Genomic DNA, 15,993 nt, shown 5'->3' on the forward strand with positions numbered 1-15,993 from the left:
TGCTTAAAATTTGGGATTTGTCTTACCTGTCTTTTTGCTTGATTTGGGCTAAACAAATCATCTTGGATTAGGGTGTTTGGGTTTGGCGCTTAGCCCCAAAGACTACACCGATTTTATCCTCGCCTGCCTTATCATGGTGTATAACTCCGCCAAGCTCGCTGGCATCAGCACCATAAAACCCTCCATGAAAATCAGCATTGATATGGGCAATGGCAGAGGCACCCGTACTACTTGGGTCAAGATTAAAGCCACCCTCACGAGTTGTGGCTTTACCACTAAATCCATTAGCACTAATGACCCCGTTTAAGTTTAGGATTGGCAATTCCTCCACACCATTATCGCCGATAAGTTTACCCAAAAATTCCTTTGTGCCAAAATCTACATCAAATCGGCTACGAGCACCCGATGGCTCACCTGAAGCAGACACCGACCATTTGCGACCATCTTTACTGACGATATCGCCCTCCCAAGTACCCCGATAGTGTGCTTTTCCTGCTTGGGGAATTTTGTCAATATCAGTACGCTCACCTACCAAAAATAGCTTGCCATCTTTAATGGTGATGACACCATTATCATCATTGATTGCACCATAAGAACCGAATTTGACATAGTCTAGGTTATTACAGCAGACCGTTACTGACAGCTTTTTGCCGTCATGCTCCACTTGCCTTGTATGAACAAAATCCATGTCAGCAAAGCTCTTAACATTATCTGGTAAGAGTGGCAGACGCTTGCCGTTAATCACAAGATGACTGACTTGACCAAAAGTATCCATCCTGGATTTTTGTACAGTGTCGCTGTCAATCACTGTCGCATCAAATCGGGTTTGTAGTTTGGCATCGTCCAACGCTTCACGCTTTGCCCCAAACACCCCAAACAGCGACTTATCCTCTGCCAAAAATTTACCTGCCATTTCTTCGGCTTTTTCTCCAAAAAATCCACCCTCCATCACACCATCTTTACCAAAAATACCATGAGTTTTATCTTGAGCAATGGCAGTGCCCACAAAACGATTGCCACTTAATTTGCCGTCTATATGATAGCGGTGGGCATCTACCTGCTCTCCTGCTTTGCTTTCGGTAGCGACATAGCCATGACTGTATAAATCGCCTGTGAGCGTCTTATTTGTAAAGTCTACCTCAAAGCGACTTCCATGAGCAATCTTGGCATTTTTGATGTTGTTATTGACATAAGCATCAAGCGGTGTTGCACCTGACATATTGGCAGGTGATGACTGATTATCCCGTGTAAAGCCACTTGGGGGCTGGGTGCGAGTTTTATCAGTATCTGAAGTAAAGTCCCATGTGCCAGTATAGATGACCTTTTGGGTTGGTAAGATGGTGGATGGTATGACGCCTTGATAAAATACATAACCACGAGAGCCTGAATACATCTGACGCTTGCCATCTGCTTCTGTTACAAAGCTCACCCCCGCCTCAGCATCAATGATATAACCTGAGCGTACATATTGCATATCACGAGTGCGTGATAATGTCCCTTTGTCATGAGAATAGACAACCTCACCACTTGCCCTAGGTTGCTTGTTTAAGATGTCTTCATAATATTTGGGCAAATCCTCAAGCGTATGACTGATGGCTTGGACTTCACCGATTTGAACACCATCTGTTCTGTTGCCTCGTCTGGGTATTTCGCTGATAAAGCCGAGTGCTGGCTCCTCACTACTTATATCCAATGTGCGTCTTTCACCTTTTTCATCTTGATAAGTCGGTTCTTTGGGAGTATTGGATTTGCCAGTGTTCTGGCTGGCTCCTTGCGTGTTTAAACTACTGACATTATCTAGGTCAAAGCTGCCTTTTCCGCCAGCACAAGCAGTCAATAATAAGCCACCAACGATAATGGCAAGTGGTTTTTTTGTGTAAAATTTCATACAATATCCATAATGATTTGCAATATTAAAATAAAAATCAGTATCATTTGAGAAATATTGATAATTATAAATAACATCTAATATGATGTCAATATAAAAGAAATATTATTTTATTTCTTTGAGTTGATAGTAAAGGATAAATGACCAATCAGTAAATTATCCAATCCCTTATCAGTACTTCATCTCAAGCGATATGATAAAATTTCGCCCTGATGCGGCGTACCGTAAATTTTAACTGACCAAGCACTCGCTCGGCTTCATCTGCGGACGGTGCAACCACCGACAAACCGCCAACACGCTCACCGTAGAGAGAAAGGTTTTTTGAGAATGAATTTGATACAAAAATCGGCAAATCCATCTCAACAGCACGACGAATGGCATAAGCATCTGCATCCATGCCATCATCAAAGCCCTGATGGGCAATATCCATAAAGGCAATGAGTTTTTTATCTTTGATGATGTCGAGTACAGTATCCCACTGCTCATTGGTCAGATCCACACCTGTTGGGTTGTGGCAACATGGGTGCAGTAGCACCACATCATTTTCATTTAGACGTCTTGATGGCGTATGATTTTATCAATCCATAACGCCTTACTGGGGTCAAGGCTGGGATAATTATCCAATATCCAATTTTTAATAAATGCTTGTTTTGGTGGCTGTTTGGGGTTTTGCCAATGGGTATTCATTGCATCAAACAGGGCAGCTAATGCGGCGTTGGTGTGTGGTAGCTCCACAATAGCAGGCGTACCATTCTCTGACTGACTAGCAAGCTGACTTTCAAGCTCTGCTATGCGGTTTTGCAGTTTGCTAATGGTCTCGGTTTGGGCTTGTTGTTCTAGTTGTTCGCTAAGTGTGCCATATCTGTTGATGTTGGGTTGTAGTTTGGCTTGTAGCGTCTCGTTTTCTTTTTTTAGGCGGTCATTTTGTGATATAAGGCTGGATAAATAACGCCCATCTAATACCTGCTGTAATTGCTTTCTTAGCCGTGCGATTTCCCTGTACTCCTCCTGCATGGCAAAATTCGGCTCTAGGCATTCTGCAAGTGGTTCAAATGCCAATAAATCTTGTCGCTTGAAATAGTATTCTTTTTGCCATTCCTGATAAAAGTAGCGTTTAATGTGTTCTTGCCAACCACAAATCTCATTTAGTCCCATCAAACTTTGAACAACCAATTTTCTATCACTTTCATCTTGTTTCAGATTATTGGCAATGTCATCAATAATACTTGAAACAGCATTCAAGCCGTCCATGTTTTTGATAAAGTCTTTGCACTCGTACAATGCAAAATCTTGATTGATTTTGTAGGGGGTTACTGCTTCGCCAAACTTTACCGACTGCAAATAAAGGCAAATATCATACAAGGGGTTTTGTGTATTTTCGCCAATCAATAACAGCAAGTCGGGTAAGCTGATATAATCTTTTAAGGGATTTAATGTAATGTCTAACAACCCCATTTCATACCTTACCATACCTTAAAAAATAAAGGTGCAAGGCGGTGGCGGTCTAAGGTATGAAAAATAACCGCCGTTCGGTTAATTACTCCTAGCCTTGCAAAAGGGTTAAAAATGATTGTCGTTACTCTGCAGTAGCTGCATTAGTTTTGGGTTGATAAATAGCTTTTCTTTGCCCGCCTGCACTTCGTTTAATACGCCTATTTCACACAATTTGGCTAAGTAGGTGCTGGCGGTTTGGCGTTTGGCAATGCCTTTATCAACCAAATTGTTAATCCGACAATACGGCATTTCAAAAATCACATCAACCAATTCACGGCTATAAATCTTGGGGGCGTTGTCTTTGATAAAATTAGCGGTGTTTTGGTGTAGCTCTTTGATTGCCAAAATCTTTTTAGTTGTCCAATCGCTTGTTTCCTTAATGGCAGTTAGCATATACACTAGCCAATCTTGCCAGTTACCATCGGCAGTTACGCCCATCAAGCCATGATAATAACCTGCCTTGTTTTGAATGATATAACGGCTAAGATACAAAATAGGCAAATCAAGCAAGCCTTTATCAATCAAATATAAAATATTGATAATCCGCCCTGTGCGTCCGTTACCGTCAAAAAATGGGTGTATTGCCTCAAATTGATAATGAGCAATCGCCATCTTAACTAATGGGTCTAAATCATCATCAGCATGTAAGAAATTTTCCCAGTCCGTCAATAGTGCTTTGATGGCGTTTGGGTCGTCTGGCGGTGTATAAATCACTTTGCCTACGCTGTTTTGTAATACCGTGCCTTTATGGGTGCGTATGCCTAACTGTGAATTTTTGATGGTTTGGCAAATGGTTAAGGCGGTGTTTGCGGTTAATGGTCGCTCTTTAATCGCTTGTATGCCATCATAAAAGGCAGTGCGGTATCGCAAGGCTTCTTTGGTGGCGTGGTCTGCCACATTGTCATCATGGGCGTATTGAAAGAGCTTATCAGTCGTGGTTACGATATTTTCAATTTCGCTACTTGATTGTGCCTCTAGTAGGGGAATGGCGTTAATCAGCATGGTTTGATTAGGGATTAGCTCGCCTGCTTGTTTTAGGCTGGCAAGACTTGCCCTAGCGGTTACGCATAGCTTTAGCACGGTTTTGGTTTCCACATCTTGCAAAGGTGGTAGGCGTGGTAAGTTGTTATAGGGGTGGTTTGGGTCAAATATCATCTTTAAAAAATCCAAAGTTTTAAACATGATAGCATAGATATGTTTATATCATCAACATAACATACCCATCATCTTTAAAAAACCCGAAAATTTAAAAATGATAACCCTGCTAAGTTATTCAATCTTAATAGTAAAACACCGCAAAGCCTTATAGATAAAGGGATTGATAGTGTTTGGTGTAGTCGTGGTTGTGCTGGTTTTTATGGTGTTTGGGGTAAAATTTATAATAACTTAGCACAACTTAGCAAATGGGTGGAAAGTTTTTAACCCTTATGAGGTAAGGCTTACAGGGCTTTTTTTGAATAACTTAGCAAACTTAGCAGACTTTTAGGGGTGTATTTTTAAATTCATCATTAAAAAGGTGTGAATATGTTGATAATAAAAACAAGCACGCAAGCCCTAGCACTGAACCATGCCAAACGCTGATTAGGGCGAAAATAGGGCGGTTCGGTCGGAATGGCTGGGAAATGAAAAAGTTATATCATAACCTATAAAAAAATGCAGGCGTGGCAAGCCTATAAAAAATCAACACCGCCAAAGCTGGTAAAAACACCGAACAAGCACGAACGGCAAAAAATACCAACGGCGCATAAAAAAAATCAAAGACGGCAAACGGCAAAAGGATAAATATATAAAAAAATATTATTTTTTTTATTTTTTTATATATCTTTTTGGGTGGTTTTTTTGTTTGAATTAGCTCGTACCGGCACAAATTTTTACACTTTTTTTGTTATATTATAACATTACATATATTCTTTAAAATAAATACCCCCTTTTGATTTGTATTTTTAATCATTTTTGGGCGTGCAGGCGTGCTATTTACTGCATGGCTTGGATTTCTAGCGGTTGTGTGTCTGGTGTATGGCTGTCTTTTGCTTTTTTATTCAGTCGCTCTAAAAATAGGGTAAGTTGGTCGGTGCTGGTGTCAGCAGTTAGGCGGTTTTGGTAGGTTTTGAAGTCGCTTTGTCGGACTTCATCAACGATATTTGCCCAATCGTTCATTATTTGAATGCGTCTGGGTAGCATTTGGGCATCATTGTACGCCCGTTCGGTTTTGTCTCTGCTGATATGGGCTAGTTGTAATTCAATGGCTTTGGGGTTGTACTGCATTTCATAAAGTGAAGTGCTGGCAAGCCCACGAAAGCCGTGTCCAGTCATCTTGCCTTGATAGCCCATGCGTTTTAATGCGGTTGTAAAGGCGTTTTCGCTCATTGCACCCGTTTTGCTTCGGTTGCTATAAAGCACATAGTGGCTATTAAAGCCAAAAGATTTGATTTGCTGTAGTATCTCTATCACTTGCGGGGCAAGTGGGACGATGTGGGGTAAACCTTTCTTCATGCGGTGGGCTGGTATTCGCCAAACTTTGGCGTTTAGGCCGATTTCTTGCCATGTCATGCCTAGCAGTTCGCCAGTTCGCACAAAAGTATAAGCCAGCAGATAAAAGCCAATGGGTCATTGGCTCAATGTTGGCGGTGTCTATGTCCTGCATGAGTTTGGGTAATTCTTGTATTTTAATTCGTGCGTATTTGGTTTCTTTATGTGTGATGGTGCGTCTGATATTTCTTGGAATGGGGTTATATAGGTTTGGCGTTAATTGTTTGAGTACAACAAAGCTATAAATGCTGTTGAGTTGTCCAATGATACGCCGTGCGGTGTATATAGCCCCTTGATTGGTTAGGTTTTCTGTCAGTGTTAAAATGTCGGTCAGATTAACGGCGTGAATGTCCTTTGTGCCAAATGCTTTTTTAATGTGATTGTTATAAATGCTTAAATCTCGTTCATAGGTTTTGATACTAACATTATTTTTTGATGATGTAGCCATTTTTGGGCGAAAAAATCAAAAGAAGTCTCATTGTCTTTCTTGGCTTTTTCAGCCTTGATGATGTCTTTTGGGTTTTTGCCTTGTTCTAGTAATTCTCTGATTTTTAGATTTTCACTTCGTGCATGGCTTAGGCTCATGGCTGGATATTTGCCTAAAGTGATTTCATGTTGCTTGCCCATGTAGCGATAAACCGCCATAAATACTTTATTGCCTGTATTTCTCACATACAGCCAAAGCCCACCACCATCAGCATCTTTATCTGGTCGGTTCGGTTTGCATTTTTCGGACGGTTTAAGTTTTTTAATGGCGGTATCTGTAAGGCTCATGCTGGTATATTTCCTGTATTAAATTTTATACCAGTAAATATACCAGTTTTTTTCGTGGATTTAAACGGTTTTATACGGACGGTATAGGACGATAAAACCAATAAAACCCTTTAAAATAAAAGGGTTCAAATACTGATTTGAACCCTATAGGAATATTATGTGGCGCACCTAGCGGGAATCGAACCCACGACCTTCAGCTTCGGAGGCTGACACTCTATCCAACTGAGCTATAGGTGCTAAGACTTAAAAAGAATATCGGTGCCTATTGGGCATGGCGAATTTTAGCAAGTTTTTATAAAAAATGCCACCCATTCCCACAAAAAGCGAGAAATTTTTAAAAATATTACTAATTTTTTGCTGATTTATTGAGATATTACATAAAAAGCATGGCATTTTACCTTCCTTTTCCCTTATAATAGCAGGGAGAATTTTTAATCATTTGGGCGTGTGCTAGCAAATCGCTGAATCAGCCCAAGACACCCAGAGTTTTTTGCTCAAGGCTAAGATGAGATGATGACAATGAAAAAAATTGTAATGTTATCTGCCGCCGCTACGCTGGCGATTTTCACAATGGCAAGTCAAGCTCAAGAAGCTACTCAGCCTACAACCACAAAAGAAGTTGCTAAAACTCAAGAAGTGGCAGCATCTGACAACCCTCAAAAATCAGCAGAGTCTATCCCTGAGGATAGCGAGCAGGTCAAAAAACTGATTGCGTTATACCCAAAACTCATCTCACGCATTGCCCCTTATGGCAAAGTATGTTTTGATGGCGAAGAATGTGACATTAACATCACCGTACTTGCTCCTGCTGTAGAAGGTGAGGCACGCCCTGGCGATATGCTGTATAAAGCAATCTGTGCAACTTGCCATGATGCAGGTTTGGTGGGTGCACCAAAGACTGGTACTTCTGATTGGGCGTCTCGCATTGCTAAAGGCACGGCGACTTTATATGACCACGCCATCAATGGCTTTAACGCCATGCCTGCTCGTGGTGGTGCTGACATCTCTGATGATGAAGTAAAAAATGCTGTAGATTACATCATCAGTCAGTCTAAATAACCTGTTGTTATGACCAAATGGCTTAGGTGGGCAGACTCACTTAGGCTATTTGGTTTTTTTATTATTGCTAAATTGTCAAGACGATGTGGCGAACTGGTGGCAAAATTTAGCAAGGTGGCGTCATTCATCAAAGTTTTAAACCGATTGATGAGTAATTGATTTGTCATTTCAACTTTCGCCTCCATATACATTACTTACTCTTAATGAAACGATATTTACATGACCAGTCCTGCTTTAAAGATTACCAACCTAAAAAAAACTTATCCCAATGGCTTTACCGCTCTAAAGGGCGTGGATTTGACCGTACCACAGGGCGAATTTTTTGCCTTGCTTGGGGCGAATGGGGCGGGCAAATCCACCATGATTGGGATTATCAGTTCGCTTTTTCCACCCACTGATGGCAAAGTGGAAATCTTTGGTATAGATTTACATAAACAGCCAAGCCTTGCCAAGTCCCAATTGGGTGTTGTTCCTCAAGAATTTAATTTTAATCAATTTGAACAATGCCTTGATATACTCATCACTCAAGCAGGTTACTATGGCATCAAAGAATCAGAGGCGTTGCCACGAGCTGAGTTTTTGCTCAAAGAGCTGGGGCTTTGGGATAAACGCCATACCAAATCACGCTCACTCTCTGGAGGCATGAAACGCCGTCTGATGATTGCTCGTGCCTTAATCCATCGACCCAAGCTCTTGATATTAGATGAGCCAACTGCAGGTGTGGACATTGAGCTTCGCCGTTCCATGTGGGATTTTATGGTGCGTATCAATAAGGAGGAGGGTGTCAGCATTATCCTAACAACGCATTATTTAGAAGAAGCTGAGCAGTTGTGCAGATATATCGCCATCTTAAATCATGGCGAGATTCTGATTAATACCGAGATGAAATCACTACTTACGCAGTTATCTTTAGAAACTTTTGTGTTTGATTTAAAAGATGAGCAGGCTACTTTGCCACAAATTAGCACTGCCCACCGTGTGCATCTGGCGGATAAAAAAACCTTAGAGATTACTTTGGATAAATCACAAAGTCTAAATGCGGTATTTATTGAATTAAATAACCTAAACATAGAAGTGCTAAGTATGAGAAATAAAGCCAACCGTTTAGAAGAATTATTTATGGGTGTGGTGGATAGTCATTTTCATCAGAATGGCGTGAACGAAGAGAACCGACTAAATGACAGAGAAGAATCATGAATACCCAATTTATTGCTTTTTATACCCTATTATGTAAAGAAATAAAACGCATTTTACGCATTTGGCCACAAACTTTATTACCCCCTGTCATTACCATGACGCTGTATTTTGTGATATTTGGGCAGATGATAGGCAGTAGAGTGGGGGAGATGGGCGGTGTTAGCTATATGCAGTTCATCGTACCAGGTCTGATTATGATGGCGGTGATTACCAATAGCTACTCGAATGTTGTCTCATCATTTTTTAGTACCAAATTTCATGGCAGTATTGATGAGCTTTTGGTATCGCCCATATCTAAGCACGCCATATTATTAGGTTATGTTTGTGGTGGCGTGTTTCGTGGGCTTGCCATCGCTTTGATTGTGAGTATTGTGGCATTATTCTTTACCAAATTGCCAATCGCTCATGTGCCAATCATGCTAATCACGGTTATTGGTACATCGGCATTATTTTCGTTGGGTGGATTGATTAATGCGGTATTTGCTCGCTCATTTGATGATATTTCTATCGTGCCAAGTTTTATTTTAACACCCCTAACATATTTGGGTGGGGTGTTTTATTCTTTAGAAAACTTATCGCCATTTTGGCAAAACTTATCGCTACTAAACCCCATCGTGTATATGGTAAATGCCTTTCGTTATGGTATTTTGGGGCATTCTGATGTCAATGTCGGTTATGCTTTACTGGCGATTTTGTTATTTTGTGTGATATTTTATGGTGTGGCGTATCAACTATTAAAAGATGGCAGACGCATCAGAATATCTTAATTTATAAATAAGACTTGATGGGGTGGGACTGACCACCTAAATTGATGGTATTAACTGATTTGTAAAAGGTAAAAAAATGAGTATTCATGGTGTATTGGGTGAAACCACAAGCTATCCTAAAACCTATGACCCTAGTATTTTATATCCCATTTCACGACAACTTGGGCGAAATGAGATCATCAAAGATGTGGGTTTTGACAAGGTCTATCACGGCGTGGATATGTGGCAAGCCTTTGAATTATCATGGCTAAGTCCTATTGGTGTATCACAAGTGGCGATGGCTCGATTGTTCATTCCTGCTGATTCGCCAAATATCGTAGAATCCAAATCCTTAAAATTATATCTAAATAGCCTAAATTTTACCAAATTTAGCACTGCTGACGAATTAAAAGCCACCCTGCAAAAAGACTTATCGGTCTGTGTGGGGGCTGATGTTGCTGTGGAAATCATCGGTTTAGATGGCAGTGAGTTAAATATTGCCAAGCCAATGGGGGTTTGTATTGATGGTGCGTTAGATGATGTGAATGAAGAACTGGTTTTAACTGATGATATTGACAGCAGTTTTTTAAAAAATACCAAGCGGGGCAAATTAACAACCCATCAATTCTATAGCAATCTGTTACGCTCGAACTGCCCTGTTACCAACCAACCTGACTGGGGGGTGGTGCAGATTGAGATGACCAGCGACCATCAAGTGGATTTTGGCAATGTTTTAAAGTATATTTTGTCATTTAGACAGCATAATGGTTTTCATGAACAGTGTGTGGAGCGAATCTTTGCTGATATGATGACATATTTTCAGCCAACATCGCTAAGAGTGCTTGCCAACTATACCCGCCGTGGAGGTATTGATATTAATCCTGTAAGGGTATTTAACAGTGAGGTGGGGCAGATTGGTCGAGTGGTGCGTCAATAATGCTAATCGCCTAAATATCAATAAGAAACCGCCTGCCCTTGTGAGAGTTGGCGGTTTCTATATGGATGATAAAAATAAACTTGTTAATAAAAAAACAGCCCTTAAAATATTAAGGGCTGTTTTTAGAATATTGGCACTCCATAGGGGATTCGAACCCCTGTTACCGCCGTGAAAGGGCGGTGTCCTAGGCCTCTAGACGAATGGAGCACAGGACTGTAAAGTTAATCAATGAATAATTACTTTACCAACTTTTGAACACTTTCACCGTATCTCTCAAAATTGGGGCTATTATATCAAGTTATTTTTATTCGTCAAGAATTTATTTTAAAAAATATTAAAATAATTTATAACTTGTTGATTTATATATATTTAATCTTTGAAATTGTTAAATTGTAATGGCACGCCAAAAGATTTTTCTTTCAATAACGCCATTGTTGCTTGCAAATTGTCTCTTTTTTTATCGGAAACACGCACTTTGTCGCCTTGAATGCTGGCTGAGACCTTTAAATCGCTCTCTTTGATGGTCTTGCTGATTTTTTTGGCGGTATCGCTGTCTAGCCCATCTTTTAGGTTGATGACTTGCTTGGTGTGTTTGCCTGACTGACTCTTTTCTTGGGGGTCTAGGGTTTGTAGATCCACGCCTCGCTTGATGAGCTGTTTTTCAAAGATGGCGTATACATTATCAGCCTGTAGTTCGTTATCAGTAGTGATGGTAACGGTTTTGGCTTTGTCATTCATCTCAACTGTGATATTACTGCCTTTAAAATCAAAGCGAGTGGCGATTTCTTTTTCGGTATTGCCGATGGCGTTACGCACTTCTTGGGCATTAAGTTCAGAAACGATGTCAAATGATGGCATAATATTTCCTCTTTGATGGGTGTTATGACAAGTTTTAGCAATCTGTTTTTTTGGATGTCTAAAGACTGGTAGAAATACTAAACCCTAGTCAAATATTGTAATCATATATTAAGGTTATGTTATCACACAATGCCATCAAAAGCGATGATTTTGTGATGAAAGGGGGTGTCTAAAAATGTGCACGAACTTTTGTTATTGGTTAGAGCTCTTTTTGGATTCTGCCCAATCTGAAAAATACGCTTTTTGGTTTGACTTCTTCGGAGTCCTATGTTGATCAACCTGCTTAATTCTATGTGAAAATTTGTAGTATGATTATACTGAGTTGGTTGATTTTTTGTTATTGCTATATTATAATAACCAAAAGATTAAATAATTTTAAATTTTATTGTTTTGCTGTATAAATAATTCCATTAAATACTTTTTTAACTCAATTAAAAATTATAAATCTCAAAAATTAGATTTACTTTTAAATTGCTCTCTACGATTGCGGCAAGACAATTTTTAAAAGCGTTTAATTTAACCAGTAAATGCTCATTAAAATATGTTTGACAGATAATTTATGATTGGCTTTTTTATCTGCCTTATTGAGTAGACTGATGTTTTTCTTTAGTAACTGGCTTTTGGCATTGTATTCTTGAATGTCTTGATAGTCAGAATGCACTCAAATGTGACCATTTGAATCTTTATGGTTTGATGACTCTTTTCGCCTTACTATTTTAAGCTGTCTAAAGGATGTTTTGGTTGCATCAATTAGCACGGTGTCAATATTAGTGTCTGTCCATAATGACTTTTGATGAGTTGTGCAAAATCTTTTATGCTTATTCGGTATGCTTTCTATCTATATGATGGTTTTGTATGCCGCACTTTCGTTAATCCCAAAGTCCTAGCTTGGATGAATGAACCTTGGTATTTTTGGCGGTAGTTTAAGGCTGTTATAAGTTTTTTTGGGATTATTTTGGCTTTCCATCGCTTGGTATAGACTCCTTGGCGTGGGTAAACATATGCTGATAGGTTGCTCGTTCTGTACCAAAGTAATGTTAAATGATATTTTGAATTAAATTGGTATTATGATTCTTTGGTTTAGGGGGTATCAAATTGTGTTGAGCTGAAGTTAATGTATAAATCTATTTGAGTTACTTAATTTAAAAAACTTAGAGAGTTGAATACTCATGAATGATAATTTTACAGAACTTGGAGCGATTACTTGGCTGTGGGCTAATTCTAATTTGCATAAGAATTGGACGCTTTCTCTCTTAACAACAAATGTTATTCCAGCAATTGAAACGAAGCAGTATGTACTGCTAAGAAGAGATAATATGCCTGTAGCATATTGTAGTTGGGCTAAGCTTAGTTTGGAAAATGAGGTTAAATATATTAACGATGTTACCTCTCTTAAGTTGGAAGATTGGCAGTCGGGTAATCGAAACTGGTTTATTGACTGGATTACCCCATTTGGCGATAGTCTGAGACTGACAAAACACATGAGAGAGTTGTTTGCAGATGAATTGTTTAGAGCTATCCGTGTGGAAGAAAATTCGTCGCATGGTAAGATAACTGAATTCCATGGAAAATCTGTTGATCCAAAGTTGGCCTCAAAAATGTTTGCGCAATACCACGAAGATCTGATGAGCAAACTATCAACTCAGAATAATTTTATTATATCTAAAGATAATTAATTCAAACCTTTTTAAAACAATTAGGGTAAATAGCCATGTCTAAAATAAATGTAATTAAAACTAATATTCAAGCCAGTTTAAGCTCCACTAAGTCTGGACTAAAAAGTCTTTATTTGGCCATTCCTAAGGACTATGATCTGCAAAAGGAAGGGAGCTTAAATAACTTCATCAAAGCTGCCGATGAGTTAGGAATTGCTCGTTTGGCAGAAGAGCCTAATCACACTGAAACAGCAAAAAAATCTATTGATACGGCAAATCAGCTACTCTCTCTTACACAAACCGGTGTTGCTATCTCTGCAACAAAACTAGATGAACTCTTAAAAAAACATTCTGCCAATAAGTTGGCACAAGGGCTGAAAAGTGCAGAGAATATTGATCATCAATTAGGAGATGCAAGTAGTGTGTTGGCAACCCTCAGTTCTTTCTTGGGTACTGCTTTAGCGGGCATGGAACTTGATTCTTTGATCAAGCAAGGCGATGCTGCACCTACTGATTTAGCGAAAGCCAGTATTGAATTGATCAATGAAGTGGTTGGCAACCTATCTAGTAGCGTTCAAACAGTTGAGGTATTTTCTGCACAGCTGGCAAAGCTAGGCTCCACTATATCGCAGGCTAAGGGTTTCTCTGGCTTAGGAAATAAGTTGCAAAACTTAAATTTCTCTAAAACCAGTGTTGGTTTGGAAGTGATTACTGGTTTGTTATCAGGTATTTCTTCAGGTTTTGTTTTGGCGGATAAAGATGCATCAACTGGTAAAAAAGTGGCTGCAGGTTTTGAGTTAAGCAATCAAGTTGTTGGTAATGTAACAAAAGCAATTTCTTCATATGTTTTAGCACAACGCGTTGCTGCTGGTCTATCAACTACCGGCGCAGTTGCTGCTTTAATCACCTCATCAATTATGTTGGCAATTAGTCCTTTGGCATTTGTGAATGCGGCGGATAAATTTAACCATGCCAATGCTCTTGATGAATTTGCAAAACAATTCCAAAAATTCGGCTATGATGGAGACCATCTATTGGCTGAATATCAGCGTGGTGCAGGCACTATTGAAGCTTCGTTAACTACAATTAATACGGCATTAGGTGCAGTTTCTGCGGGTGTTTCTGCCGCTGCTGTAGGATCTGCTGTTGGTGCACCTATTGCCCTATTGGTCGCTGGAGTAACGGGATTAATCTCTGGTATTCTAGAGGCATCTAAGCAAGCAATGTTTGAAAGTGTTGCGAATCGTTTGCAAGGTAGAATTCTAGAGTGGGAAAAGCAAAATGGTGGTCGGAACTATTTTGATAAAGGTTATGACTCTCGTTATGCTGCTTATTTGGCTAATAACTTACAATTTTTGTCTGAGCTAAATAAAGAGTTGGAAGCTGAGCGTGTTATTGCTATTACACAACAACGCTGGGATAATAATATCGGTGAGTTGGCAGGTATTACCAAGTTGGGAGAGAAAGTTGAGAGCGGAAAAGCTTATGTAGATGCTTTTGAAGATGGTAAAAAAGTGGAGGCCGGTGTTAATATTACATTAGATGCTAAGACTGGAATTGTAGACATCAGTAATTCAGATGGCAAGAAAACTCAAGCATTACACTTTACTTCACCATTATTAAGTGCAGGTAAAGAATCTCGCGAACGCATAAGTAATGGTAAATATTCTTATATCAATAAATTGAAATTTGAGCGTGTTAAAAATTGGCAGATCACTGATGGTGAGGCAAGCTCTAAATTAGACTTCTCTAAAGTTATTCAGCGTATTAATGAGCAGGAAACTGTAGAGGAAATTGAGCTGATTGTAAATGCTGGTGCTGGTAACGATGATATCTTTGCTGGGCAAGGTAAAATGAATGTGGACGGTGGAGCCGGACACGATCGTGTTTTATATAGCAAAGATGGTGGCTTGGGTAATATTATCGTAGATGGCACACATGCAACTGAAATGGGCAGCTATATCGTTAATCGTACAGTGGCTAAAGGTGATATTTATCATGAAGTTGTGAAACGCCAAGATACTGCGGTAGGTAAACGCACAGAGACTCTTGAGTATCGTGATTATGAATTGAGACAAGTTGGATATGGGTATAAGTCTACTGATCAATTAAAATCCGTAGAAGAAATAATTGGCTCTCAATTTAATGATAACTTCAAAGGCTCCAAATTCACTGATATCTTCCACGGTGGAGATGGAAATGATCTACTTGATGGCGGTGCTGGCGATGACCGTTTATTTGGTGGCAAAGGTGCAGATCAACTTTTAGGTGATGATGGAAATGATCTACTTGATGGTGGTGCTGGCGATGATGTATTAAATGGCGGTGCTGGCGATGATGTATACATTGTTCGAAAAGGGGATGGGAATGATACGCTGTACGATGCTAAAGGTAATGATAAATTGGCATTCGCAGATGCTAATTTATCAGAGTTAACTATTGAGCGTACTAAAGAAGGTATATTGATTAAGCGAAATGATAATTCGGGTAGTATTAATATATCAAATTGGTACATTACATCCAAATTGGTGAATTACTACGGTCATAAAACTGATAATAAAATTGAGCACCTTATTGGCAAAGATGGTACTTATATTACCTCTGAGCAAATTGATAGCCTTTTGGAAAACAAACAAGTTGGTGAGAAAATCACATCTCAACAATTGCAAGAGCTTGCAAACAAAAATAAGAGTCAAGAGATATCTGTATCGGACATTGCAAGCAGTTTAAATAAGCTAATTGGCTCAATGGCGTTATTTGGTACAGAGAATCCTGTGAGCTCCAATGCTCTGCAACCAACTACACAACCGGTTCATGGTATTTTAGCTCCAAGTGTTTAGTGATTTAATTTACTAG

Annotated in this window: 13 protein-coding genes, 2 tRNA genes and 1 pseudogene; 6 read left to right on the forward strand and 10 right to left on the reverse strand. The window is 39.4% G+C overall.

Features of this window, described 5'->3' with window-relative positions; all coding sequences use genetic code 11:
* Positions 1-67: 67 nt before the first annotated feature.
* The 7 genes and pseudogenes from LU276_RS02770 to LU276_RS02800 all read right to left on the reverse strand — a co-directional run bounded on the left by LU276_RS02770 (position 68) and on the right by LU276_RS02800 (position 6,922).
* A complete protein-coding gene (locus LU276_RS02770; protein WP_284674149.1) occupies positions 68-1,888 on the reverse strand; it encodes a transferrin-binding protein-like solute binding protein in 1,821 nt (606 codons plus the stop codon).
* A 211-nt stretch (positions 1,889-2,099) separates the two neighbouring features.
* A pseudogene (locus LU276_RS02775) lies at positions 2,100-2,447 on the reverse strand (aminotransferase class I/II-fold pyridoxal phosphate-dependent enzyme); the annotation flags it as partial.
* Positions 2,438-3,343 (reverse strand): hypothetical protein, encoded by a 906-nt coding sequence (locus LU276_RS02780; RefSeq protein ID WP_284674151.1) that lies wholly within the window; start codon positions 3,341-3,343, stop codon positions 2,438-2,440. The gene LU276_RS02780 and the pseudogene LU276_RS02775, both read right to left, overlap by 10 nt.
* Before the next feature lie 105 nt (positions 3,344-3,448).
* Positions 3,449-4,537, reverse strand: coding sequence for a protein adenylyltransferase Fic (gene fic / locus LU276_RS02785; RefSeq protein WP_284674152.1), 1,089 nt, complete (start codon positions 4,535-4,537; stop codon positions 3,449-3,451).
* 819 nt (positions 4,538-5,356) lie between these two features.
* Entirely contained in the window at positions 5,357-5,932 is a 576-nt protein-coding gene (locus LU276_RS02790) for a tyrosine-type recombinase/integrase (RefSeq protein WP_284674153.1), read from the reverse strand.
* 372 nt (positions 5,933-6,304) lie between these two features.
* Positions 6,305-6,685, reverse strand: coding sequence for an Arm DNA-binding domain-containing protein (locus tag LU276_RS02795; protein WP_284674154.1), 381 nt, complete (start codon positions 6,683-6,685; stop codon positions 6,305-6,307).
* A 160-nt stretch (positions 6,686-6,845) separates the two neighbouring features.
* Positions 6,846-6,922: transfer RNA gene (locus LU276_RS02800), tRNA-Arg, on the reverse strand.
* Positions 6,923-7,195: 273 nt separating this feature from the next.
* On the opposite strand from LU276_RS02800, the gene LU276_RS02805 reads away from it, so the two are divergent.
* A complete protein-coding gene (locus tag LU276_RS02805; RefSeq protein WP_284674155.1) occupies positions 7,196-7,744 on the forward strand; it encodes a c-type cytochrome in 549 nt (182 codons plus the stop codon).
* Here LU276_RS02805 and LU276_RS02810 read toward each other — a convergent pair.
* The gene (locus LU276_RS02810) at positions 7,732-7,911 is read right to left on the reverse strand and encodes a hypothetical protein (protein WP_284674156.1); all 180 of its coding nucleotides are present in this window, start codon (positions 7,909-7,911) and stop codon (positions 7,732-7,734) included. The two genes, LU276_RS02805 and LU276_RS02810, sit on opposite strands and share 13 nt — an antisense overlap.
* Positions 7,912-7,963: 52 nt before the next feature.
* Here LU276_RS02810 and LU276_RS02815 point away from each other — a divergent pair, with 52 nt between their 5' ends.
* The 3 genes from LU276_RS02815 (at position 7,964) to queF (ending at position 10,624) form a co-directional block, all read left to right on the forward strand.
* Positions 7,964-8,941: an ABC transporter ATP-binding protein gene (locus tag LU276_RS02815; protein WP_284674157.1), complete on the forward strand. Its 978-nt coding sequence runs from the start codon at positions 7,964-7,966 to the stop codon at positions 8,939-8,941.
* Positions 8,938-9,708, forward strand: a complete 771-nt coding sequence (locus LU276_RS02820; RefSeq protein WP_284674158.1) for an ABC transporter permease — start codon at positions 8,938-8,940, stop codon at positions 9,706-9,708. Before LU276_RS02815 ends, LU276_RS02820 begins: the two co-directional genes overlap by 4 nt.
* 76 nt (positions 9,709-9,784) lie before the next feature.
* Positions 9,785-10,624 (forward strand): NADPH-dependent 7-cyano-7-deazaguanine reductase QueF, encoded by an 840-nt coding sequence (gene queF, locus LU276_RS02825; RefSeq protein ID WP_284674159.1) that lies wholly within the window; start codon positions 9,785-9,787, stop codon positions 10,622-10,624.
* A gap of 131 nt (positions 10,625-10,755) precedes the next feature.
* On the opposite strand, the gene LU276_RS02830 is transcribed toward queF, so the two are convergent.
* Both LU276_RS02830 and LU276_RS02835 read right to left on the reverse strand, forming a co-directional pair.
* Positions 10,756-10,831 (reverse strand) — tRNA-Glu (locus LU276_RS02830).
* Positions 10,832-10,993: 162 nt separating this feature from the next.
* Complete coding sequence (locus LU276_RS02835) at positions 10,994-11,482, reverse strand: YajQ family cyclic di-GMP-binding protein (protein WP_284674160.1); 489 nt, start codon at positions 11,480-11,482, stop codon at positions 10,994-10,996.
* A 1,169-nt stretch (positions 11,483-12,651) separates the two neighbouring features.
* Here LU276_RS02835 and LU276_RS02840 point away from each other — a divergent pair.
* Together LU276_RS02840 and LU276_RS02845 are read left to right on the forward strand one after the other, a co-directional pair.
* Positions 12,652-13,158, forward strand: a complete 507-nt coding sequence (locus tag LU276_RS02840) for a toxin-activating lysine-acyltransferase (protein WP_019520343.1) — start codon at positions 12,652-12,654, stop codon at positions 13,156-13,158.
* A 35-nt stretch (positions 13,159-13,193) separates the two neighbouring features.
* Positions 13,194-15,977, forward strand: coding sequence for an RTX family hemolysin (locus LU276_RS02845; RefSeq protein ID WP_284674161.1), 2,784 nt, complete (start codon positions 13,194-13,196; stop codon positions 15,975-15,977).
* Positions 15,978-15,993 lie beyond the last annotated feature (16 nt).

This window comes from Moraxella haemolytica (assembly GCF_030177935.1).
GTDB lineage: Bacteria > Pseudomonadota > Gammaproteobacteria > Pseudomonadales > Moraxellaceae > Moraxella > Moraxella haemolytica.